This is a genomic window from Nocardia sp. NPDC060249 (assembly GCF_042728755.1).
Lineage (GTDB): Bacteria > Actinomycetota > Actinomycetes > Mycobacteriales > Mycobacteriaceae > Nocardia.
The window spans coordinates 415,570-435,791 of record NZ_JBHXAQ010000003.1 but is presented as its reverse complement, the minus strand read 5'-3'; the positions used below and the strand labels follow the sequence as shown (position 1 = coordinate 435,791).

Sequence of the window (20,222 nt, the reverse complement as noted above, 5' to 3'; positions counted from 1 at the left end):
CGCAGGATGCCGGTTTCCCTGACAGCGGCCACGGCCAGCGGATTGTGTGCCTTCATCGATGCGTCACCCTCGCCCTTCCACGTGTGTGCGACGGTGGCGGCCGAGCTCGACGGCAACGGGTTCACGCCGTTGACGGAGGCGTCGGCGTGGGATGACGCGGGCGGGAAACACTATGTGGTGCGCGGTGGTTCGCTGATCGCGTGGGCCGACTACGACGCCGTGCCCGCTGCTCCGTTCCGGGTGGTCGGCGCGCACACCGACAGCCCCAACCTGCGCGTGAAGCAACATCCCGATCTGGCGGGGGCGGGGTGGCAGCTCGTCGGGCTGGAGCCGTACGGCGGTGCCTGGTTGAACTCCTGGCTGGACCGCGAGCTCGGTCTCTCGGGGCGGCTCAGTGTGCGCGAGGGCGCGCGGATGCGCGACGTGCTGGTGCGGATCGACGAGCCGATCCTGCGGGTGCCGCAGCTGGCCATCCATCTGTCCGAGGACCGGCGTGGGGTCACCCTCGACCCGCAGCGGCACGTGAACGCGATCTGGGGAATCGGCGACGCACCGGCCTCGTTCCTGGACTTCGTCGCCGAGCGGGCCGAGGTCGACGGCGCCGATGTGCTCGGCTGGGAACTGATGACCCATGACCTCGCGTCGAGCACGATCGTCGGTCGCGACCTCGATCTGGTGAGCGCGCCGCGGCTCGACAACCAGGGCACCTGCTACGCCGGATTGCAGGCTTTCCTCGCGGCCGCCGACGAGCCGGGTGCGGCGACGGCGGTGCTGGTGATGTTCGACCACGAGGAGGTCGGGAGCCAGTCCGATCGTGGGGCGCAATCGGATCTGCTGCCCGCCGTGCTGGAGCGGATCGTGCTGGCCCGTGGTGGTGGGCGCGCGGATTACCTTGCCGCGCTTGCCGGTTCGGTGGTCGCCTCCGGTGATATGGCGCACGCGACGCACCCGAACTACCCGGACCGGCACGAGCCGGCGCATCGCATCGAGGTCGGCGGTGGGCCGGTGCTCAAGGTGAATCAGAACCTGCGCTACGCCACCGACGCGGCGGGCGCGGGCGCGTTCGCTCTCGCGTGCGCGCAGGCAGGCGTGCCGCTGCAACGGTATGTCCATCGGGCCGATCTGCCCTGCGGCTCGACCATCGGCCCGATGACGGCGGCTCGCACCGGCATGTCGACCGTCGACGTGGGCGCGCCCCAGCTCGCCATGCACTCGTGCCGCGAACTCATGGGCGCCGCCGACGTTCCCGCCTACGCCTCGGCCCTCGCGGCGTTCCTGACCCCGGAACCGGCGGACTGACAGCGGCGAGGTCCGGCCTCGGATACCGGGGTCAGGCCGTCGCGAGTTCCGGGGTAGCCGAGGGCTTTCGGCTGGGGTGATAGGTGATCACCGCGTAGACGATCACGGCGAACGTGGTCCACACGTAGCTGCTGCCGATGATCTGCTGCCACCAGGCCCAGGCCAGTTCCTTGTCGCCCGAATGTGGCAACACCCACTGCGGGCCCACGATGAACATCACCGTGAACACGGCGACGAGAGTGGTGAAGGCGCGGGAGCGGCGGCTGACGGCCAGGCTGACCGCGACGACCAGCGCGGGCGCGACCCAGACCCAGTGATGCGACCACGACACCGGTGAGATCAACAGCACGGCCGCCGCGTTCACCAGCAGCGCACCGACTTCGTTACCCACCCCGATCAGGCGGTACATCCACACCGCGGCCAGCGCGATGGTGACCGCCGACAGGCCGAGCCACAGGCCCGTCGCCAGCGACTCGTTCATGCCGAGGCGGAACAGGGTGCCCTTGATCGACTGGTTGCCCGCGAAGTAGGGCGTGCCGATGCGGCCGGTGTCGGAGACGGTGTGGAACCAGTACTCGACCGAGTCCTTGGGGAACAGCAGGAAGCCGACGCCCACCGCGCCCGCGGCCGAGACGACCATGGTGGCCGCGGCCTTCCAGTCCCGGCGGAGCAGGAAATACAGCAGGTAGCCCGCCGGAATCAGCTTGATCGACACCGCGATGCCGATCAGCATCCCGCGCGGCCAGAACGGCTTGCGCACGAGAATGTCGAGGGCGACCGCGGCCATCAGGATCAGGTTGATCTGGCCGAAGTTCACGGTCTGGCGGATCGGTTCGAGGTACTGGGCGAGGCCGAGTCCGGCGATCAGCACGGTGAGGACCGAGATCCGGTCGAGCTCGGGGCGCACGCGAACCAGCACCAGCCACAGCACGATCCCCAGGCTCGCCAGCGAGGTCAGCAGCACGACGACCTCGGCCACCACCAACGGCATCAGGGCCAGCGGCACGAAGAACATCGCGGCCAGCGGGGGATAGGTGAACGGCAACCCCAGCCCGTACACCGGCGGCATCGGGCCGTACAGGTCGCCGCCGTCGAGCCACACCCGCGCGCCGTTGCGGTAGACCTGCAGGTCGATGAATCCGTGCCACCAGTGCGCCAGCAGCGCGACGGCGGCGGAGACCACGAACAAGCCGATGGCAACGGTCAGCCGGCGTCGTTGGCGGTCCGGGTTGCCGGGATCGGGAATACGCGGCTCGACCTGCTCGGTAACCCCCGGACTTTCGTTCACGGCGCCAGAATAACGGGTACTCCGATGCCCCAACCGCAAGTGTGACCAGACCGAATCCGGCCACCTCCCCAGCGTGAGGGCAGTACGGGCGGCAGACGGTTACCCCGCAACCATTAGACTCTGCAGATCAAGTTCCCCCCGGCCGAAAGGACCCTGGTCTCCCGTGACACTGCAGGTCGACACCGTCGCTACCGCCGCAGCCACCCCGGATGCTCCGCAGCCGTACAAGGAACTCGGTCTCAAAGACGACGAGTACGCCCGCATCAAGGAGATTCTGGGCCGTCGGCCCACCGATGCCGAGCTGGCGATGTACTCGGTGATGTGGAGCGAGCACTGCTCCTACAAGTCCTCCAAGGTGCATCTTCGCTACTTCGGTGAAACCACCACCGACGAGATGAAGGCATCCATGCTGGCCGGGATCGGCGAGAACGCCGGCGTGGTCGACATCGGCGACGGCTGGGCCGTCACCTTCAAGGTGGAGAGCCACAACCACCCGTCCTACGTGGAGCCGTACCAGGGCGCGGCCACCGGCGTCGGCGGCATCGTGCGCGACATCATGGCCATGGGCGCGCGCCCGATCGCGGTGATGGACCAGCTGCGCTTCGGCGCGGCGGACGCCCCCGACACCCGTCGCGTGGTCGACGGCGTGGTGCGCGGCGTCGGCGGTTACGGCAACTCGCTCGGCCTGCCCAATGTCGGCGGCGAGACCGTCTTCGACGCCTCCTACCAGGGCAACCCCCTCGTGAACGCGCTGTGCGCCGGCGCGATGCGCGTGGAGGACCTGCACCTGGCCTTCGCCTCCGGCAACGGCAACCGGATCATCCTGTTCGGCGCGCGCACCGGCCTCGACGGCATCGGCGGCGTCTCCGTGCTCGCCTCGGACTCCTTCTCCGGCGACGAGTCCGGCACCGGCCGCAAGAAGCTGCCCGCCGTGCAGGTGGGCGACCCGTTCACCGAGAAGGTGCTCATCGAGTGCTGTCTCGACCTGTACGCGGCCGGGCTGGTCGTCGGCATCCAGGACCTCGGCGGCGCCGGGCTGTCCTGCGCCACCTCCGAACTCGCCGCCGCGGGCGACGGCGGCATGCACATCGACCTGACCAAGGTCCCGCTGCGCGCCAAGCACATGACCCCCGCCGAGATCCTGTCGAGCGAATCGCAGGAGCGCATGTGCGCGGTCGTCACACCGGAGAACGTGGACGCGTTCATGGCCGTCTGCAAGAAGTGGGACGTGCTGGCCACCGACATCGGTGAGGTCACCGACGGCGACCACCTCGTGATCACCTGGCACGGCGAGACCGTGGTGGACGTGCCGCCGCGCACCGTCGCCCACGAGGGCCCGGTGTACGAGCGCCCCGTGCAGCGCCCCGACACCCAGGACGCGCTGATCGCCGACACCACCGCCACCCTGACCCGGCCCAAGACCGGCGACGAGCTGCGCGAGACCTTGCTCACGATGATCGCCAGCCCGCAGCTGTGCAGCCGCAAGTGGATCACCGAGCAGTACGACCGCTACGTGCGCGGCAACACCGTGCTGGCCGAGCACGCCGACGCGGGCGTCGTGCGCATCGACGAGTCCTCGGGCCGCGGCATCGCCCTGGCCACCGACGCGTCGGGCCGCTACACCAAGCTCGACCCGTACACCGGCGCGCAGCTGGCGCTGGCCGAGGCGTTCCGCAATGTCGCCACCACCGGCGCCACCCCCAAGGCCGTCACCAACTGCCTGAACTTCGGTTCGCCGGAGGATCCGGGCGTGATGTGGCAGTTCCAGCAGGCCGTGCGCGGTCTCGCGGATGGTTGTGCGGCTCTTGGCATTCCGGTGACCGGCGGCAACGTGAGCTTCTACAACCAGACCGGCAAGGACGCCATCCTGCCGACCCCGGTGGTCGGCGTGCTCGGCGTGATCGACGATGTGCACCGCCGCATCCCGACCGGCCTCGGCCTCGAGCCGGGCGAGTCGCTGATCCTGCTCGGCGACACCCGCGACGAGCTGGACGGCTCGATCTGGTCGCAGGTCGTGCACGACCACCTCGGTGGCGTGCCGCCGCAGGTCGACTTCGCCCGTGAGCAGCTGCTCTCGGAGGTGCTCACCTCGGGTTCGCGTGACGGCATGATCTCCGCCGCGCACGACCTGTCCGAGGGTGGTCTGGCGCAGACCGTCATCGAGGCCGCGCTCGCGGGCGAAACCGGTTGCCGCATCGTGCTCCCCGAAGGTTCGGACCCGTTCGTGCAGCTGTTCTCCGAGTCGGCCGGGCGCGTGCTCGTCGCCGTGCCGCGCTCGGAGGAGACCCGGTTCACCAAGATGTGCGACGCGCGGCAGCTGCCGTGGGTGCGCATCGGTGTGGTGGACCAGGGCTCGGACTCGGTCGAGGTCCAGGGTCAGTTCTCCGTGACACTCGCCGAATTGCGCGAGGCATTCGAAGCCACGCTGCCTAAGCTGTTCGGAGCGCACACCGCCTGATCGGACAGAGGAGTCGAGCTTGTGACCACTGAGGATACGAGCACGGCTTCTCCACCGGCAGTTCGCGAGAACCTCTTCATCAGGGGAATTCACCTGGTGGAGAGGTTTTTTCATCCCAACTACGTCGGCCTTGTCGTGGCGACGTTGTTCTTCGGGCTGTCGCTGACACCCTCGCTGCTGCCGCGTGACTGGTTCTTCCAGGGTCTGGTCAGCGGCATCAACGCCACGATCGGCTACGGGCTCGGTTGCTTGCTGGCGTGGGCTTGGCGTAAATGGGTCGCGCCACGCATCACCTGGCCCGAGCGGGTGCGCACGGCATGGGCCCGGCGGCCGAGCTGGTTGCCGGTGGCGCTGCAGAGTGCGGTCGTGGTGGCGTGCCTGATCTTCGCGGTGCTGATGAGCGTCCAGTCCTCGAAGTGGCAACGGCAGATCACCGACCTGATGGGGATGGAGCCGGTGTCGGACGCGGGGTATCCGCGCACGGTACTGGTCGGCGCGGTGGTGGTCGGTCTGCTGATCTGGATCTCGCGTCTGGCGGTGCGGTTGGTGCGCGCGGTGGCGCGGGCGCTGAACCAGTGGGTGCGGATTCCGGCGGCGTTCGCGCGGCCACTCGGGGTGATCGTCGTGCTGGTGGCCGCGGTGCTGTTGTTCAACGGCGTGCTGGCGAAAGGGTTCTTCGCCGTAGCCAATTCGGCGTTCAGCGCGCGCAACAGCCACACCTCACCGAACGCGGTCCAGCCGACCCTGCCCGAACGTTCCGGCAGCCCTGAGTCGTTGGCCAAGTGGGACACGCTGGGTTCGGAAGGCCGATGGTTCGTCGCGAACGCGCCGACCGCTCTCGCGATCGGGCAGGTCACCGGAAAGCTTGCGCGCGAACCGATTCGGGTCTACGCGGGGCTGGAATCCGCGGACGGGGTCGAGGCGCAGACCGACGTGGCCATCGCCGAACTCGACCGCACCAAGGCCTTCGAACGCGAAGTGCTGGTGGTGATCAGCACCACCGGCACCGGCTGGGTCGATACGATCAGCGCCGAGGCGATCGAGTTGATGTTCGGCGGCGACACCGCGCTGGTGGCGACGCAGTACTCGTATCTGCCCAGCGCGCTGTCGTTCCTGTCCGACCGGGACAAGTCGATGACCATGGGGCGCACGCTGTTCGACAAGGTGTACGACCGCTGGTCGGCGCTGCCCGAAGACGCGAGGCCCAAGCTGCTCGTCTACGGCGAGAGCCTCGGTTCGCAGGGGTCGGAGGGCGCGTTCTCCGGTCTGGCCGACATCCGTAACCGCACCGACGGCGTGCTGTGGGTGGGACCGCCCAACTCCAACCGGCTGTGGTCGGAGTTCGTGGCCAGACGTGACCCGGGCACCGACGAGATCACCCCGATCTACGCCGACGGGATGTCGGTGCGGTTCGCCGCCGCCGCCGATCAGCTGGCCCGGCCGACGCCGACCTGGAACGACCCGCGCATCACCTACCTGCAACACGCTTCCGACCCGGTGGTGTGGTGGTCGCCGGATCTGCTGTTCAGCCAGCCGGATTGGTTGCGGGAGAAGCGCGGACCCGATGTGTCGCCGGCGATGTCGTGGTATCCGATCGTCACGTTCTGGCAGGTCGCGGCGGATCTGCCGCGCGCGCAGACGGTTTCGGACGGGCACGGTCACAACTACGGCAACCTGGTGCCCGACGCGTGGGCCGCGGTGGCCCAGCCATCGGACTACACACCGGAATTGGCTGCCCGGATTCGGGTGTTCCTCGAAGAATCCATGGCCACCGAGCGTCAGTTGAAGTGACGAACCGGGGGCGCCGAACCCCTCGATCGGCGCCGCCCGGCTCGGCTCACGACACCGATTTGAACGGATTGTGTTCGGCGATCAGCTGTTCCAGCCGCGCCTCGTCGATCCGCCCGATCAGTGACTGAGTCTCCTGCTGGTCGCGCACGACCTTGGCGAGGGTGAAGCAGCTGGTCACCAGGAACAGGCCCGACATCGCCAGGAAAGCGCGCTGCCAGCCGTCCAGCGGCAGATAGGCGATTCCGGCGCCGGTCCCGAACAGGCTGACAGCGAACGCGATCGCGGCCTGGGCCATGTAGGCCGAGGTGTTCTTCGGCTTGGTGTTTGTGCTCATGGTTCTCAGTGTGCTGATCCGCGATGGCGCGATCGCGCGTACAACTACTCGAGTGCGGTACGTAGTTTGTGAGCGGCTCCGCAGTCACAAATCCGGTGATTGTCTTCTACCGGCCGCCATACTGGGGCGGTGACCGAGCACGCTTCGACTTCAGCGATGCTGCGTGCGCGCGGCACCGCGGTCCTGCGGCGCGTCGAGGTCGTCATCGATCTGAACTACGTGGGATTGGTGCTGGCGACGCTGTTCTTCGGGCTGTCGGTGACGCCCTCGCTGGTGCCGCGTGACTGGCTGTTCCAGGGGCTGATCAGCGGGATCAACGCCGCGATCGGCTACGGGCTCGGATGTGTGCTCGAGTGGTTGTTCCGGTGGTGGGTGCGGTCGCGGATTCCGATTCCGAGCCCTTCCGATCGGGTGCGGTACGCGATCAAGGCGATCGTGCTGGTGGGATGTGCGCTGGTGGCGGCGCTGATGCTGGTGCAGTCGGCGCGGTGGCAACGCGAGATCACCTCACTGATGGGGATGGCGGGCACCACCACGCCCGCCTATCTGCGAACCGGGCTGCTCAGCGTGGCCGTCGGGGTGGCGGTGGTGGCCGCGTATCGGACCGTGCGCGTCATGGTGCTCGGCCTGGCTCGTCAGCTCAATCGGTGGGTGCGGGTGCCGCGTGAGGTGGCGCCCGCCGCCGGGTTGCTGGTGCTGGTCGTGCTCACGGTGACGATCTTCAACGGCGTCGCCTCGCGGGCGTTCTTCGCGGTGGCCAACTCGGCGTTCAGCGTGCGCAACGACCGGACCACGCCGTACGCGGTGCAGCCGATCGCGCCGGAGCGTTCGGGCAGTCCCGGGTCGCTCGCGCCATGGGTGACGCTGGGGTTCGAAGGGCGGTGGTTCGTGTCCAACGGTCCCAGTGCCGCCGCGATCACCGAGGTGACGGGAAAGCCCGCGCGCGAACCCATCCGGGCGTACGTGGGGCTGGAATCGATGGCTCGGGACCAGACCGCGGCGCAGTTGGCCGTCGCCGAACTAGAGCGGACCGAAGCCTTCGAACGTGAGGCGATGGTGGTGGTCACGACGACCGGGACCGGGTGGGTCAACGGGATGGCGGCGGGCGCGGTGGAATACCTCTACGGCGGTGACACGGCGATCGTGGCGACCCAGTTCTCGTATCTGCCCAGCGTGCTCTCGTTCCTGTCGGACCGGGAGAAGGCGGCCGCGGCCAGCCGGGAGCTGTTCGACGCGGTGTACGAGCGGTGGTCGGCCCAGCCGGAGGGTCATCGGCCGAAGCTGTTCGTCTATGGGGAGAGTCTGGGTTCACAGGGGTCGGAGGAGGCGTTCGACGGGCTGGCCGATCTTCGTGAGGAGGTCGATGGCGCGTTGTGGGTGGGGCCGCCGAACTCGAATCGGCTGTGGAGCCAGTTCGTCGATCGCCGCGACCCGGGGTCACCCGAGGTGGCGCCCGTGTACGCGGACGGACTCGTCGTTCGATTCGCCGATGACGCAACGGATTTCGATGGTTCGGAGCCGTGGCGCGAACCCCGCATCGCCTACCTGCAACATCCGTCCGACCCGATCGTGTGGTGGTCGGCCGATCTGATCTTCACGCAGCCGGATTGGTTGAGCGAGCCACGCGGTCCCGATGTGTCGACACAGATGCGGTGGGCACCGTTCGTGACGTTCTGGCAGGTCACAGCCGATCTCACCAACGCGCAGGGAGTGGTCGACGGGCACGGGCATCGGTACGGGAGTTTGGTGCTGGACGGGTGGTTGGCCGTCGCGGCGCCACCGGGGGTGGACCGCGATGAAGTCGAAAACATCCGTGCCGCACTGGAATCGGCGGAGATCTACGAGCGGGAGGTGAAGTGAGAAGGCTCGAAGCTGTTGCCGCGCTGGCCCTTCCGCTGCTGTGGAACAACCGGGTTCTGCCTGGCCTCGATCTCCCGCTGCGTGGTCGCACCGCGGCGAACATCGCCTTCGCGACGGGATACACGAAAATCTTCCGGGGCCATCCGAACTGGTTGTCGCCCAGTGGTTTCCGCTGGGGTCTCGGCAGCGCGGCCATCGTCGCCGCAGGCTATGCCGTCGCCCTGTCGATCCCGTCCCTGCGACGCCTGCCACTCGAGATCGCGGTCCGCGCACCGGAGACATCGACCCTCGAATGGATCGGCCTGCACATTCCCGTCGGCACCGTCCTGGCCGAGGAAGCCGTCTTCCGGGGCACCCTCGATCGGGTGCTCGCCGAGAGCGCCGGATCGCCGGCGCCCGTGATCGGCGCCCTCGATTTCGGGCTCTGGCACATCCAACCGGCAAGAGCCGCGGGCGATCCGGTGGTCCCCACGGTTGCGGCCACCACCCTCGCCGGTCTCGTCTTCACCGAACTCCGCCGCCGGTCGGGCAGCGCCACCGCGCCCGCGCTCCTGCATCTGGCGATCAACGCCGGGGGAGCGCTCGCGCCCGCCGCCGCTCGATGGGTCGACGGGCTGCGGCGGTAACCCCGCTCAGGCAGTCGCGACGAAATCGGCGACGGCCTCGGTGAAGGCGTCGTTGTCGTCGCCCGCGGCGGTATGGGCCGCGGCGCTGATCTCGGTCAGGCGGGCGTGCGGTGTGAGCGCCAGGAACGCCGCGGCGCCCTCGTCGCTGACCACGTCGGACTTGCCGCCGCGGATCAGCAGGACCGGGATGGTGAGTGCCTCGGCGGCGGCTTCCATCTCGATGATGCGGGCGTCCGGGTCGTCGTTGACGTCGCTGATCAGGTCGGGGTCCCAGTGCCAGTACCAGCGGCCGTCGCGCTGACGCAGATTGCGCAGGAGACCCTCGGCGTTGTCGGGGCGCGGGCGGTGCGGCAGGTAAGCGGCGACTGCGTCGGCCACCTGGTCGAGGGTGTCGAAACCGTCGCGGTGCCTGCCGAGGAAGTCCATCACGCGCGCCACGCCCGTGGACTCCGAGCGGGGCACGATGTCGACCAGGACCAGTGCGCGGATCGCGCTCCCGCCCGGCGTCGCGGTGGCGAGCAGTCCGGTGATCCCGCCCATACTGGCCCCGACCACCACCGCGCCCGCCTCCCGCGTCGCGCCGAGCTGCTCGAGCACGGCGTGCAGGTCGGCGACCATCACGGTCCTGGAGTAGTCCGCCTCCGGCGACCAATCGCTGTCACCGTGTCCGCGCGCGTCGACGGCGACAACCCGCATCCCCGCCGCGGCCAGCGCCCGTCCCGTCCGCTTCCACGAATACCGGTTCTGTCCACCTCCGTGCAGCATCACGACCAGCGGGCCGTCCTCCGCACCGAAGCTGTCGGCGACCAGGGTGAGCCCGTCGGCCGCGCGCAATCGCAGCGTTGTCGGCTCGAGGGGATCGGTGACACTCATAGGACGAATGTACGACGAGTCCCACCGATCGGCGCCGTCGGGCGTTCGATCGGCAGTCGGGGCGTTTGCCGTGAGCCCCCTCGGTCAGCTGTCGGACCTGGTCCAGGTCAGGTACTCGGCGTCGCGGGACGGCGTGCCGTTCCAAGGGTGCTCCAGGAAATTTTCGTCGCGCACTTCGGTACGGCCCGGGAGGTGGGCGCAGACGCAGGCGACGGTCAATGCGGCTGTGCGGGAGCCGAGTTCGTCGGCCTTGAGGTCGCGGGCCAGGTCGGTGGCGACCGGGAGCAGGTCGTCGGGCGTCTGGCAGGCGGCGATCAGCGTCGCCGCGGGGATCGAGATCAAGGCTGTCGCACGTCTCATCGGAAATCACGCTAGCGGGTGTTCGCCGTTCGAGTCACGGAGTCGGCTCGGGCGCCGGAATGTCAGTGAACGTCGGTAGCGTTTCGCGGTATGGCTGGACGGAATGTGGTCGATCCCGCGCAGGTGCGGGCGGCTGTGCTGGGTGTGGGGGAGTGGTTGCGGGATCCGGCGTTGCCGGAACCGGGGCGGCGGGAGTTGGGGGCCGCGGTGAAGGGGACGGTGCGGGCCCTGGCGGGGAGTGCGCCGGGGCATTCGGTGGAGGTGCGAGTGCCGCCGTTCGTGGCGGTGCAATGTATCGAGGGGCCTCGGCATACCAGGGGGAATCCGCCGAACGTGGTGGAGACGGACGCGCGGACCTGGTTGTTGCTGGCTACCGGGCTGCTCGGGTTCGAGGACGCGGTGCGGGCCGGGGTCGTGAGTGCGTCGGGGACAAGGGCGGGCGAGATCGCCGGGTGGCTGCCGATCGTGCCGCTGCGCACGGCCGACGACCCCGCCCTCGGGTAGGTCAGGCCGCGGCCTTCTTCTTGTCGATCAGGTTCTCCCGGTGCAAGCCCTTGTAGTCGTAGTACTTGGTGATGACGACACCGCCGACCAGGGCGAGGAGCAGGCCGAGCAGTGACATCCAGATTCCGCGACCCAGGCCCGCGGTGTAGTCGGATTCGAAGTACAGGATCGAGCGCATGCCCAGGTAGACCTGGTGCATCGGCTCGAACTCGGCCAGCCAGGCGATGTAGGTCGGGGTCGCCTGGATCGGGACGGTGCCGCTCGACGAGGGCAGCCCGAGGATGACGAAGACGGCCAGATTGATCAGCAGGCCCGCGGTGCCGAAGGCAGCCAGCGAGGCCATGCAGGTCATGCCGACCGCGACCAGCGCCAGCACCGAGAACAGGAACAGCTGCATCGGCTGGTGCCCGGCGACGCCCAGGATCTTCGCCACGACCAGATAGATCAGCGAGACCACGACGGTGACGAAGGCCATCACGCCCCACTTGATCAACAGGGTGTGAAATCTCGAGATCGGGGTCGGCGGATAGTGCACGTACCAGGGGCCGTACTCGGTGGGCTGGAAACCCAGCTGCGCGTCGACCATGGTGTGGATGACCATCGCGCCGACCACGCCGGCCATCAGGATCAACAGCGCGTAGAAGAAGGCTGTCAGGCCGAGGCCGGCACCCGGGCTCAGCGGTCGCCACTCCTGCTCGACCACCTGGATCGGCTGGGTCAGCGTCAACTGGGCGGCGCCGGAGATCTGTGGCGTCGGCGCGCCCTCCGGTGTCGCGGCGAGCGTGTCGCGGACCTGCGTGGTCAGCTGCTGTCCGACCTGCTTGTTCACTTCCGTCATCGCCCGCTCGCCGATGCGGGTCACGATGCCCGCGGAGTACGGGCCCATCCCGGGATTGGTCTGCACGGTGATGATCGGGCGCTCGATCTCACCGCCGACCACGCTGCCCACCCCGAGGATGCCCAGTCGTTTGCTGAAGTCGCTGGGGATGATGATGGCGCCGTAGATCTGGGCGGTGCGCATCAGCCGCTCGGACTCGCTGATCCCGACCACGCGCACGTCGACCTGATCGGCGGGCATGCCCGCCACCAGCGCGTCGGCCACCTGCTTGCCGAAATTGACCTGCTCGGTCCGGCCGTTGATGTCGGTGGTGTCACCGACATCCTGATTGACCAGCGCGATCGGGAAATCGTGCAGATTCGCCTCCGGATCGGAGATGTAGGCCAGATACATCACGCCGAGCAGGGACAACACGATCGCGAGGACTACGGTCGGCGCCAGTACGATCCGGGCCCACCGCCGGGGTGGAATCCGGACTGTGTCCAACGTCGCTTCCCTTGGCCGCGGCGAATCGGAATCCTTCGCTACCGAATCGACGTTGTCTGTGGGAGACGCTGGGGAATCAGCAGGTTCGTGCGCACTGTCATCGGTGGTCACGAACCGCACCGTAACAGCTGGGACTCCGGAATTCGGGTGATCAGAACGCCTCGATTGCGCCGGGTTTGCGCCGTGGTGTACGTCGAGGCCCGAATCACCCGTAGAATGACGGGTGCCCCCAGCCCGCCCGAACAGGGAGCAAACGGTGACCGACGCCGATCGCACGATCGACAGCACATCCACTCTTGCCGACGAGCCCGAGAACGAGCCGCGCGAGGAGTGTGGCGTCTTCGGCGTCTGGGCTCCCGACGAAGACGTGGCGAAGCTCACCTACTACGGCCTGTACGCCCTGCAGCATCGCGGGCAGGAGGCGGCCGGTATCGCCGTTTCCGATGGTTCCCAAATCCTGGTCTTCAAGGATCTCGGCCTGGTCTCCCAGGTCTTCGACGAGCAGACCCTGGCGGCGATGCCGGGGCACATCGCCGTCGGGCACTGTCGCTACTCCACCACCGGTGGTGTCACCTGGGAGAACGCACAGCCGATCTTCCGCACCACCTCCGTCGGCTCCGGCCTGGCGCTCGGCCACAACGGCAACCTGGTCAACACCGCCGAATTGGCCGGTCGCGCACGCGAACTCGGCCTGATCGGCGCCGGGGTGATCGACGGCCGCCCGCAGATGACGGGCGCCACCTCCGACTCCGACATCGTCACCGCTCTGCTGGCGCACGCCTCGGCCGATTCCAGCATCGAGGCCGCCGCGATGGAACTGCTGCCGCAGCTGCGCGGCGCGTTCTGCCTCACCTTCATGGACGAGCACACCCTCTACGCCGCGCGTGACCCGCACGGTGTGCGCCCGCTGGTGCTTGGCAGGCTCGATCGTGGCTGGGTCGTGGCCTCCGAAACCGCCGCCCTCGACATCGTCGGCGCCGCGTTCGTCCGCGAGATCGAGCCCGGCGAGCTGCTGGCCATCGACTCCGATGGCGTGCGCTCCATGCGCTTCGCCAATCCCGAGCCCAAGGGTTGCGTCTTCGAGTACGTGTACCTGGCGCGCCCCGACACCACGATCGCCGGTCGCTCGGTGCACTCCACCCGCGTGGAGATCGGCCGCAAACTGGCCAAGGAACATCCGGTCGAGGCCGACCTGGTGATCCCGGTGCCCGAGTCGGGTACGCCCGCAGCGGTCGGCTACGCCCAGGGCTCCGGCATTCCGTACGGCCAGGGCCTGATGAAGAACGCCTATGTGGGCCGCACCTTCATTCAGCCCAGCCAGACGATCCGTCAGCTCGGCATCCGCCTCAAGCTCAACCCGCTGCGCGAAGTGATCCGCGGCAAGCGACTCATCGTCGTCGACGACTCCATCGTGCGGGGCAACACCCAGCGCGCGCTGATCCGCATGCTGCGCGAGGCCGGTGCCCTCGAGATCCACGTGCGCATCGCGTCGCCGCCGGTGAAGTGGCCCTGCTTCTACGGCATCGACTTCGCCTCGCGCGCGGAGCTGATCGCCAACGGCACCGGCGCCGACGACAGCTATGCCGACATGGTCGAGAACGTGCGTCGCTCCATCGGCGCCGACACTCTCGGCTACGTCTCCACCGAGGGCATGATCGCCGCCACCGAGCAGCCGCGCTCGCGCCTGTGCACCGCCTGCTTCACCGGCGACTACCCGATCGAACTGCCACCGGAGGCCGCGATCGGCAAGAACGTGCTCGAGGGGATGCTCTCGGGCAAGGCCGAGTCGAAGCTGCTCGGTGAGAACGCCAACGTGGACGCGCTCAGTCGTCCGTAACACGCATTGCCGTAAGACGCCGCCCGAGAGGGGCCGGACAGGATAAACCTGATCGGCCCCTTTTGTGTTGTGTACGAGAGTAATTCCGGTAACCGGCAATTTCGTAAGATTAGTTCATAACGTGGCGGCAATAATTCGGACCATTTGAAACTGGGCGGTAATGGTTCACCTGTACGGTCCCTCGATATATCGCTAGCTCACCATGTAGTCGTCGCCTCCGTGATCCGGGTGCGACGGCTGCGCGGCGTTCGAGAATGGGACCTGATGTTGAACAAGGCACGAAGCATGCGCGCGAAACAAATTGCCGCAGTGGGTATTACCGCCGCTGTCGCCGCCGCGCTGGCCGGCTGTGGCTCCGGCCGCACCGATGAAGCGGGCTCCGGTGCGGGCCTGGTCGTCGGCACCACCGACAAGATCTTCTCGCTCGATCCCGCCGCGGCGTACGACAACGGTTCGCTGCTGGTGGAGAACCAGATCTATTCGTATCTGCTGAACTTCGCGCCGGGCGATACCACGCCGAAGCCCGATGCGGCGGAAAAGTGCGAATTCACCACTCCCACTGTGTACACCTGCAAGATCAAGCCCGGGCTGAAATTCGCCAACGGCAACCCGCTGACCGCCAAGAGCGTGAAGTTCTCCTTCGACCGGATGGTGAAGATCAACGATCCGCACGGTCCCGCTTCGCTGCTCGGCAATCTCGACAAGACCGATCTGATCGACGATCTCACCGTCGCGTTCACTCTGAAGGTCGCCAACGATCAGACCTTCCCGACGATCCTGCCCACCCAGGCCGGTCCGATCGTCGACGAGAAGTCGCTGCCTGCCGACAAGGTCGCCACCGACGACGAGGTCGTCAAGGCCAAGGGCTACTCCGGCCCGTACACGATCTCGAGTTACGACAAGAACAAGCTGGTCGAATACCAGGCCAACCCCGACTACCAGGGCATCCTCGGCACGCCGAAGAACAGCACGGTGTCGACCAAGTACTACGCCACCTCCGACAACCTGAAGCTGGACCTGCAGAACGGCGCCATCGACGTCGGCTACCGCTCGTTCACCCCCACCGACATCGACTCCCTGCGGGCCGATTCCAAGGTGAAGGTCACCGACGGCCCCGGCGGCGAGCTGCGCTACGTGGTGTTCAACATGAACACCATGCCGGGCAACACCCCGGAGCAGAAGCTGGCCGTACGCAAGGCTTTCGCGTCCTCCGTCGACCGCGAGGCGCTGGCCAACGGCGTCTACAAGGGCACCTATCAGCCCGCCTTCGGTTACGTGCCCGCGGGCATGGCCGGTGCGGCCGAGCCGCTCAAGGATCTCTACGGCGCCAAGCCGGACAAGGCCGCGGCCGCGAAGTTCCTCGCCGACGCGGGCGTGGCCACCCCGGTGACGCTGAACCTGCAGTACAACCCCGATCACTACGGTTCGAGCTCCTCGGAGGAGTACGCGGCGGTCAAGTCGCAGCTGGAGGCCTCGGGGCTGTTCAAGGTGAACCTGCAGTCCACCGAGTGGGTGACCTACCAGAAAGAGCGTGCCTCCGACGGGTACCCGATGTACCAGTTCGGCTGGTTCCCGGACTTCCCGGACGCCGACAACTACCTGACGCCGTTCTTCGGCCCGAACAACTTCCTGCAGTCGCACTTCGAGAACCCCGGCATCAACGCCCAACTCACCGCCGAGACCACCGAGGGCGACCCCGCCAAGCGGGCCGAGTTGCTGAAGAAGATCCAGACCGATCTGGCGCAGAACTTCCTGCCGACCCTGCCGTTGCTCTCGGGTAAGCAGGTCGCGGTGTCGAAGCCGGGCGTCAACGGTGTCGATCAGACCCTCGACGGTTCCTTCAAGTTCCGGTTCACGGTCCTGAGCAAGTGAGTGACGTTGCCGCTGCGCCCGGATCACCGATCCGGGCGCGGCGTTTCGGGTGGATGCGCGGCGGGGGTTCCCGCCAGGTGGCTTTGCTGCGGTACCTGCTGATTCGGCTGTTGCTGATTCTGCCGACCGCGTGGTTGCTGGTGACAGTGGTGTTCTTCCTGATGCGGGTGATCGGTGACCCGATCAGCGCGGCCATGGGCGGCCGGCTGACCCAGGACCAGATCGAGGACCGCAAGGAAGCCGCAGGACTCAATCGCCCTATCCTGACGCAGTATTGGGAGTACATCACCGGCTTCCTGCACGGTGACTTCGGACGGACCCAGGACAACCAGGCGATCAGCGATGTGGTGATCACCTACGGCGCCGCCACGTTCGAGCTCGTCTTCTGGGGTCTGCTCGTGGCGTTCGCCGTCGGTGTTCCGCTGGGCAGATACGCCGCGACACACCGGGATACGCCCTCGGACGCGTTCCTGCGGTTCGCCGCGGTGCTGGCCTACGCGGCGCCGGTGTTCTTCGTGGGCATGCTGCTCAAGCTGGTCTTCTCGGTGTGGCTGGGCTGGTTCCCGGTCGGCGGGCGCGCCAGCACCGACGTAGAGCTCGCGCTGCAACATGTCTCGCCGAAGACGAACATCCTGATCGTCGATGCGATCCTCTACGGCGAACCGTCCTATGTGCTCGACGTCCTCGAACACGCGGTGCTGCCCGCGGTGGCCCTCGGGTTGCTCACCGGCGGCATCTTCTTGCGGCTGGTGCGGGTGAACTTGATCCAGACGCTGCGCAGCGATTTCGTCGAGGCCGCGCGGGCGCGGGGATTGTCCTCGCGGGTGGTCACCGGCAGGCACGCGGTCCGCAACGCGCTGATCCCGATCATCACGGTGATGGGCATGTGCATCGCGATGATGCTCGGCGGCGCGGTGCTCACCGAGACCACGTTCGAATGGAAAGGCTTGGGCTATCAGCTCGCCGAGTATCTGCGGGCGCGCGACTTCATCGCCGTGCAGGGCATCGTGGCGTTCATCGCGCTGGTCGTCGCGGTGATGAGCTTCGTCGTGGACGCCATCGTCGCGCTGATCGACCCGAGGGTGAGGTTCTAGATGAGCACCGCTGTGAAACGCCGGCGTCTGCCCGGCGCCGAACTGTTGTCGAAAACCTCGGGGCTGCAACGGGTCACCCTCATCACCGGCTTGGTGCTGGTCGGTGTGTTCGTGTTCGTGGCCGCGTTCGCGCCGTTACTCGCGCCCTACGGGCTGGCCCAGAACTCCGCTGACGGTGTGGCTTTCGTGCCGCAGCAGGGTCCCTCGGCCGAGCACTGGTTCGGTACCTCGGTGCGCAGCGAGGACGTGCTCTCGCGGGTGCTGTTCGGCGCGCGCACCGCGCTGCTGGTGATCGCGATCTCGGTGACGCTGTCGCTGCTGATCGGCGTACCGCTGGGGCTGCTGTCGGGGTTCGTGGGGCGCTGGGTCGACAAGACACTGGTGCTGATCATGGACGCCATCTACGCGTTCCCGTCGTTGCTGCTGGCCATCGTGGTGTCGATCGTCGTCGCGGGCGGCACGTCGAGCAGTCTCGGCGGCATGCTGTCGGCGGCCATCGCCATCACGGTTGTCTATGTGCCGCAATACTTCCGGGTGGTACGCAACGCGACGGTGGCGGTGAAGACCGAGCCCTACGTGGACGCCGCCCGGGTGACCGGGGCGTCGACGGCGCGAATCATGTTCCGCCACATCCTGTCCAACGTCACCGGCTCGCTGCCGGTGATCGTCACGATCAACGCCGCGGACGCCATCCTCACCCTCGCCGCGCTCGGCTTCCTCGGGTTCGGCATCGAACCCACCCAGGCCGCCGAGTGGGGCTACGACCTGAACAAGGCACTCAACGATGTCTCCAACGGCATCTGGTGGACCTCGATCTTCCCCGGCACCGCGATCGTGCTGGTGGTGCTCGGGATGACACTGGTCGGCGAGAGCCTCGACGAAACGCTGAACCCGCTGCTGCGCACCCGGCGTGCGGTCACCTCGGCAGACAAGGAACCAGTCGATGAGTGACAAGACTGCCGCACTGGCTGTTTCGGGACTGTCGGTCACCTTCTCGACCGACAGCGGGCCCGTGAAAGCGGTGCGCGATGTGTCCTACGAGGTGTTCCCCGGTGAGGTGCTCGCCATCGTCGGCGAGTCCGGGTCGGGCAAATCGGTGAGTTCGCGCACCGCCATCGGGCTGCTGCCGCATTCCGCGTCGGTGCGCGGGCTGGTGACCATCGGCGACCGGCCGGTCACCTCGATGACCGAACGTCAGCTCACCGCGCTGCGCGGCGGCGAGGTGTCGATGGTGTTCCAGGAACCGGCGCGCGCGCTCGACCCGCTGTTCACCGTCGGCTTCCAGATCGGCGAAGCGCTGCGCGCGCACAGCGGGATGGGCCGAAAAGCCGCCAAGGCCAAGGCGATCGATCTCCTGCGCCTGGTCGGGCTGCCCGATCCCGAGCATCGCGTCGACTACTACCCGCACCAGCTCTCCGGCGGGCAGAAGCAGCGCGTGATGATCGCGATCGCCATCTCGTGTGAGCCGAGGGTGATCATCGCCGACGAGCCGACCACCGCGCTCGATGTCACCGTGCAGGCCGAGATTCTGGAACTGCTGCGCGATCTGCGCGATCGGCTCGGCAGTGCGATCGTGCTGATCACCCACAACATGGGTGTGGTGGCCGACCTCGCCGATCGGGTGGTGGTGATGCGCGCCGGCGAGGTGGTCGAACAGGCGCCCGTGCACGAACTGTTCGCCGACCCGAAGGCCGACTACACCAGGGCGCTGCTCGATGCCGTTCCGCATCTCGGCGCGGCGACCAGCGAGCGACCGGTGATCGACCGGACCGTCGAGCCGGTGCTCGATGTGCAGGATCTGGTCGTCACGTTCCCCGGGCCGTTCGGCCGGCCTGCTTTCCGGGCCGTCGACGGCGTCAGCTTGCAGATCCGGCCGGGGGAGACCCTGGGGCTGGTCGGCGAATCGGGATCGGGCAAGTCGACCATCGGGCGCTGTGTCGCCGCGTTGCAACGGCCGAGTGCGGGGCACGTGCTGATTCGCGGGCAGGACATCGCGGATCTGTCCCAGCGCAAGCTGCGGCCGATCCGGCGGCGGTTCGGGTTCGTGTTCCAAGATCCGGCCGGTTCCCTCAACCCGCGCCTGACCGTCGGCGAATGCGTCGCCGAGCCCCTGGTCGTGCACGGCATCGGGGACAAGGCGAGCATCCGCGCGCGGGTCAGGCACATGCTCGACGACGTGCAGCTGCCCGCGGGCACCGAGAATCGGTACCCGCACGAACTGTCCGGCGGGCAGCGTCAGCGGGCGAGTCTGGCGCGCGCGCTCGTGCTCGACCCGGATCTGCTCGTGGCCGACGAGCCGACCAGCGCGCTGGATGTGTCGGTGCAGGCGGCGGTGCTCGAGCTGTTCGCCGAGTTGCAGCGGGGTTGCGGTTGGGCGTGTCTGTTCATCAGCCACGACCTCGCCGTCGTCGACCAGCTCGCGGACCGGATCATGGTCCTGCGCGAGGGATCCTGCGTCGAGGAAGGCGACAACGAACAGATCCTGCGCAACCCCCAACACGAGTACACCCGCCGCCTCGTCGCCGCCGTTCCGGTCCCCGACCCGGTCGAACAGCGGCGCCGGCGCGCCGAGATCGCCGCCACATTCGCCACCGAACTGGAACAATGACCTAGGCGCACCTCCGCCTTCGCTCCGGCCGTGCGCGAAGGGCCGAGGAGCGCTGCGCGCCTGTGACCACTAGGAGCCGCACGACACCCGAACT

At 67.8% G+C, this 20,222-nt stretch carries 16 protein-coding genes; 11 read left to right on the top strand and 5 right to left on the bottom strand.

Annotation, left to right across the window (positions count from 1 at the left end):
- Positions 1 to 6: 6 nt before the first annotated feature.
- On the top strand, positions 7 to 1,299 hold the full coding sequence (locus tag ACFWFP_RS15760; protein WP_379295580.1) for a M18 family aminopeptidase: 1,293 nt from the start codon (positions 7 to 9) through the stop codon (positions 1,297 to 1,299).
- A gap of 31 nt (positions 1,300 to 1,330) precedes the next feature.
- On the opposite strand, the gene ACFWFP_RS15755 is transcribed toward ACFWFP_RS15760, so the two are convergent.
- Positions 1,331 to 2,587, bottom strand: a complete 1,257-nt coding sequence (locus ACFWFP_RS15755; protein ID WP_379295578.1) for a glycosyltransferase 87 family protein — start codon at positions 2,585 to 2,587, stop codon at positions 1,331 to 1,333.
- A gap of 163 nt (positions 2,588 to 2,750) precedes the next feature.
- Between ACFWFP_RS15755 and purL the strand changes: the two genes are divergently transcribed.
- Both purL and ACFWFP_RS15745 read left to right on the top strand, forming a co-directional pair.
- Positions 2,751 to 5,045 carry a phosphoribosylformylglycinamidine synthase subunit PurL gene (purL, locus tag ACFWFP_RS15750; RefSeq protein ID WP_379295576.1) on the top strand — a complete coding sequence of 765 codons (2,295 nt, stop codon included), beginning with the start codon at positions 2,751 to 2,753 and terminating at the stop codon, positions 5,043 to 5,045.
- Positions 5,046 to 5,141: 96 nt separating this feature from the next.
- Positions 5,142 to 6,836, top strand: a complete 1,695-nt coding sequence (locus ACFWFP_RS15745) for an alpha/beta hydrolase (protein WP_379295574.1) — start codon at positions 5,142 to 5,144, stop codon at positions 6,834 to 6,836.
- A 46-nt stretch (positions 6,837 to 6,882) separates the two neighbouring features.
- Here ACFWFP_RS15745 and ACFWFP_RS15740 read toward each other — a convergent pair whose 3' ends face one another.
- Positions 6,883 to 7,170, bottom strand: coding sequence for a YiaA/YiaB family inner membrane protein (locus tag ACFWFP_RS15740; protein WP_056818759.1), 288 nt, complete (start codon positions 7,168 to 7,170; stop codon positions 6,883 to 6,885).
- Positions 7,171 to 7,326: 156 nt separating this feature from the next.
- Between ACFWFP_RS15740 and ACFWFP_RS15735 the strand changes: the two genes are divergently transcribed.
- Together ACFWFP_RS15735 and ACFWFP_RS15730 are read left to right on the top strand one after the other, a co-directional pair.
- Positions 7,327 to 9,030 (top strand): alpha/beta hydrolase, encoded by a 1,704-nt coding sequence (locus ACFWFP_RS15735; protein WP_379295997.1) that lies wholly within the window; start codon positions 7,327 to 7,329, stop codon positions 9,028 to 9,030.
- Positions 9,027 to 9,656, top strand: coding sequence for a CPBP family intramembrane glutamic endopeptidase (locus ACFWFP_RS15730; RefSeq protein ID WP_379295572.1), 630 nt, complete (start codon positions 9,027 to 9,029; stop codon positions 9,654 to 9,656). Before ACFWFP_RS15735 ends, ACFWFP_RS15730 begins: the two co-directional genes overlap by 4 nt.
- Positions 9,657 to 9,662: 6 nt before the next feature.
- Here the strand turns inward: ACFWFP_RS15730 and ACFWFP_RS15725 are convergent, their stop codons facing one another.
- Together ACFWFP_RS15725 and ACFWFP_RS15720 are read right to left on the bottom strand one after the other, a co-directional pair.
- Complete coding sequence (locus ACFWFP_RS15725; protein WP_379295570.1) at positions 9,663 to 10,529, bottom strand: alpha/beta fold hydrolase; 867 nt, start codon at positions 10,527 to 10,529, stop codon at positions 9,663 to 9,665.
- A gap of 84 nt (positions 10,530 to 10,613) precedes the next feature.
- Positions 10,614 to 10,889 carry a hypothetical protein gene (locus tag ACFWFP_RS15720; protein ID WP_379295568.1) on the bottom strand — a complete coding sequence of 92 codons (276 nt, stop codon included), beginning with the start codon at positions 10,887 to 10,889 and terminating at the stop codon, positions 10,614 to 10,616.
- Positions 10,890 to 10,979: 90 nt separating this feature from the next.
- On the opposite strand from ACFWFP_RS15720, the gene ACFWFP_RS15715 reads away from it, so the two are divergent.
- Entirely contained in the window at positions 10,980 to 11,393 is a 414-nt protein-coding gene (locus ACFWFP_RS15715) for a sterol carrier family protein (RefSeq protein ID WP_379295566.1), read from the top strand.
- Position 11,394: 1 nt separating this feature from the next.
- On the opposite strand, the gene ACFWFP_RS15710 is transcribed toward ACFWFP_RS15715, so the two are convergent.
- Positions 11,395 to 12,717, bottom strand: a complete 1,323-nt coding sequence (locus tag ACFWFP_RS15710) for a YhgE/Pip domain-containing protein (protein WP_379295564.1) — start codon at positions 12,715 to 12,717, stop codon at positions 11,395 to 11,397.
- Positions 12,718 to 12,973: 256 nt separating this feature from the next.
- On the opposite strand from ACFWFP_RS15710, the gene purF reads away from it, so the two are divergent.
- The 5 genes from purF to ACFWFP_RS15685 all read left to right on the top strand — a co-directional run bounded on the left by purF (position 12,974) and on the right by ACFWFP_RS15685 (position 20,128).
- Complete coding sequence (gene purF, locus ACFWFP_RS15705; RefSeq protein WP_379295562.1) at positions 12,974 to 14,554, top strand: amidophosphoribosyltransferase; 1,581 nt, start codon at positions 12,974 to 12,976, stop codon at positions 14,552 to 14,554.
- Positions 14,555 to 14,839: 285 nt separating this feature from the next.
- On the top strand, positions 14,840 to 16,426 hold the full coding sequence (locus tag ACFWFP_RS15700) for an ABC transporter substrate-binding protein (protein WP_379295560.1): 1,587 nt from the start codon (positions 14,840 to 14,842) through the stop codon (positions 16,424 to 16,426).
- A gap of 53 nt (positions 16,427 to 16,479) precedes the next feature.
- Positions 16,480 to 17,520, top strand: a complete 1,041-nt coding sequence (locus tag ACFWFP_RS15695; protein ID WP_379295995.1) for an ABC transporter permease — start codon at positions 16,480 to 16,482, stop codon at positions 17,518 to 17,520.
- The gene (locus ACFWFP_RS15690; protein ID WP_379295558.1) at positions 17,521 to 18,471 is read left to right on the top strand and encodes an ABC transporter permease; all 951 of its coding nucleotides are present in this window, start codon (positions 17,521 to 17,523) and stop codon (positions 18,469 to 18,471) included. It begins immediately after the preceding gene.
- A complete protein-coding gene (locus tag ACFWFP_RS15685; RefSeq protein WP_379295556.1) occupies positions 18,464 to 20,128 on the top strand; it encodes an ABC transporter ATP-binding protein in 1,665 nt (554 codons plus the stop codon). Before ACFWFP_RS15690 ends, ACFWFP_RS15685 begins: the two co-directional genes overlap by 8 nt.
- The last annotated feature ends 94 nt before the right edge of the window (positions 20,129 to 20,222 follow it).

Coding starts and splice junctions, on each gene's coding strand:
- ACFWFP_RS15695 (WP_379295995.1), top strand. CDS start 16,480: ATGCGCGGCGGGGGTTCCCGCCAGGTGGCTTTGCTGCGGTACCTGCTG.
- ACFWFP_RS15740 (WP_056818759.1), bottom strand. CDS start 7,170: ATGAGCACAAACACCAAGCCGAAGAACACCTCGGCCTACATGGCCCAG.
- ACFWFP_RS15685 (WP_379295556.1), top strand. CDS start 18,464: ATGAGTGACAAGACTGCCGCACTGGCTGTTTCGGGACTGTCGGTCACC.
- ACFWFP_RS15720 (WP_379295568.1), bottom strand. CDS start 10,889: ATGAGACGTGCGACAGCCTTGATCTCGATCCCCGCGGCGACGCTGATC.
- ACFWFP_RS15690 (WP_379295558.1), top strand. CDS start 17,521: ATGAGCACCGCTGTGAAACGCCGGCGTCTGCCCGGCGCCGAACTGTTG.
- ACFWFP_RS15725 (WP_379295570.1), bottom strand. CDS start 10,529: ATGAGTGTCACCGATCCCCTCGAGCCGACAACGCTGCGATTGCGCGCG.
- ACFWFP_RS15715 (WP_379295566.1), top strand. CDS start 10,980: ATGGCTGGACGGAATGTGGTCGATCCCGCGCAGGTGCGGGCGGCTGTG.
- ACFWFP_RS15700 (WP_379295560.1), top strand. CDS start 14,840: ATGCGCGCGAAACAAATTGCCGCAGTGGGTATTACCGCCGCTGTCGCC.
- ACFWFP_RS15735 (WP_379295997.1), top strand. CDS start 7,327: ATGCTGCGTGCGCGCGGCACCGCGGTCCTGCGGCGCGTCGAGGTCGTC.
- ACFWFP_RS15760 (WP_379295580.1), top strand. CDS start 7: ATGCCGGTTTCCCTGACAGCGGCCACGGCCAGCGGATTGTGTGCCTTC.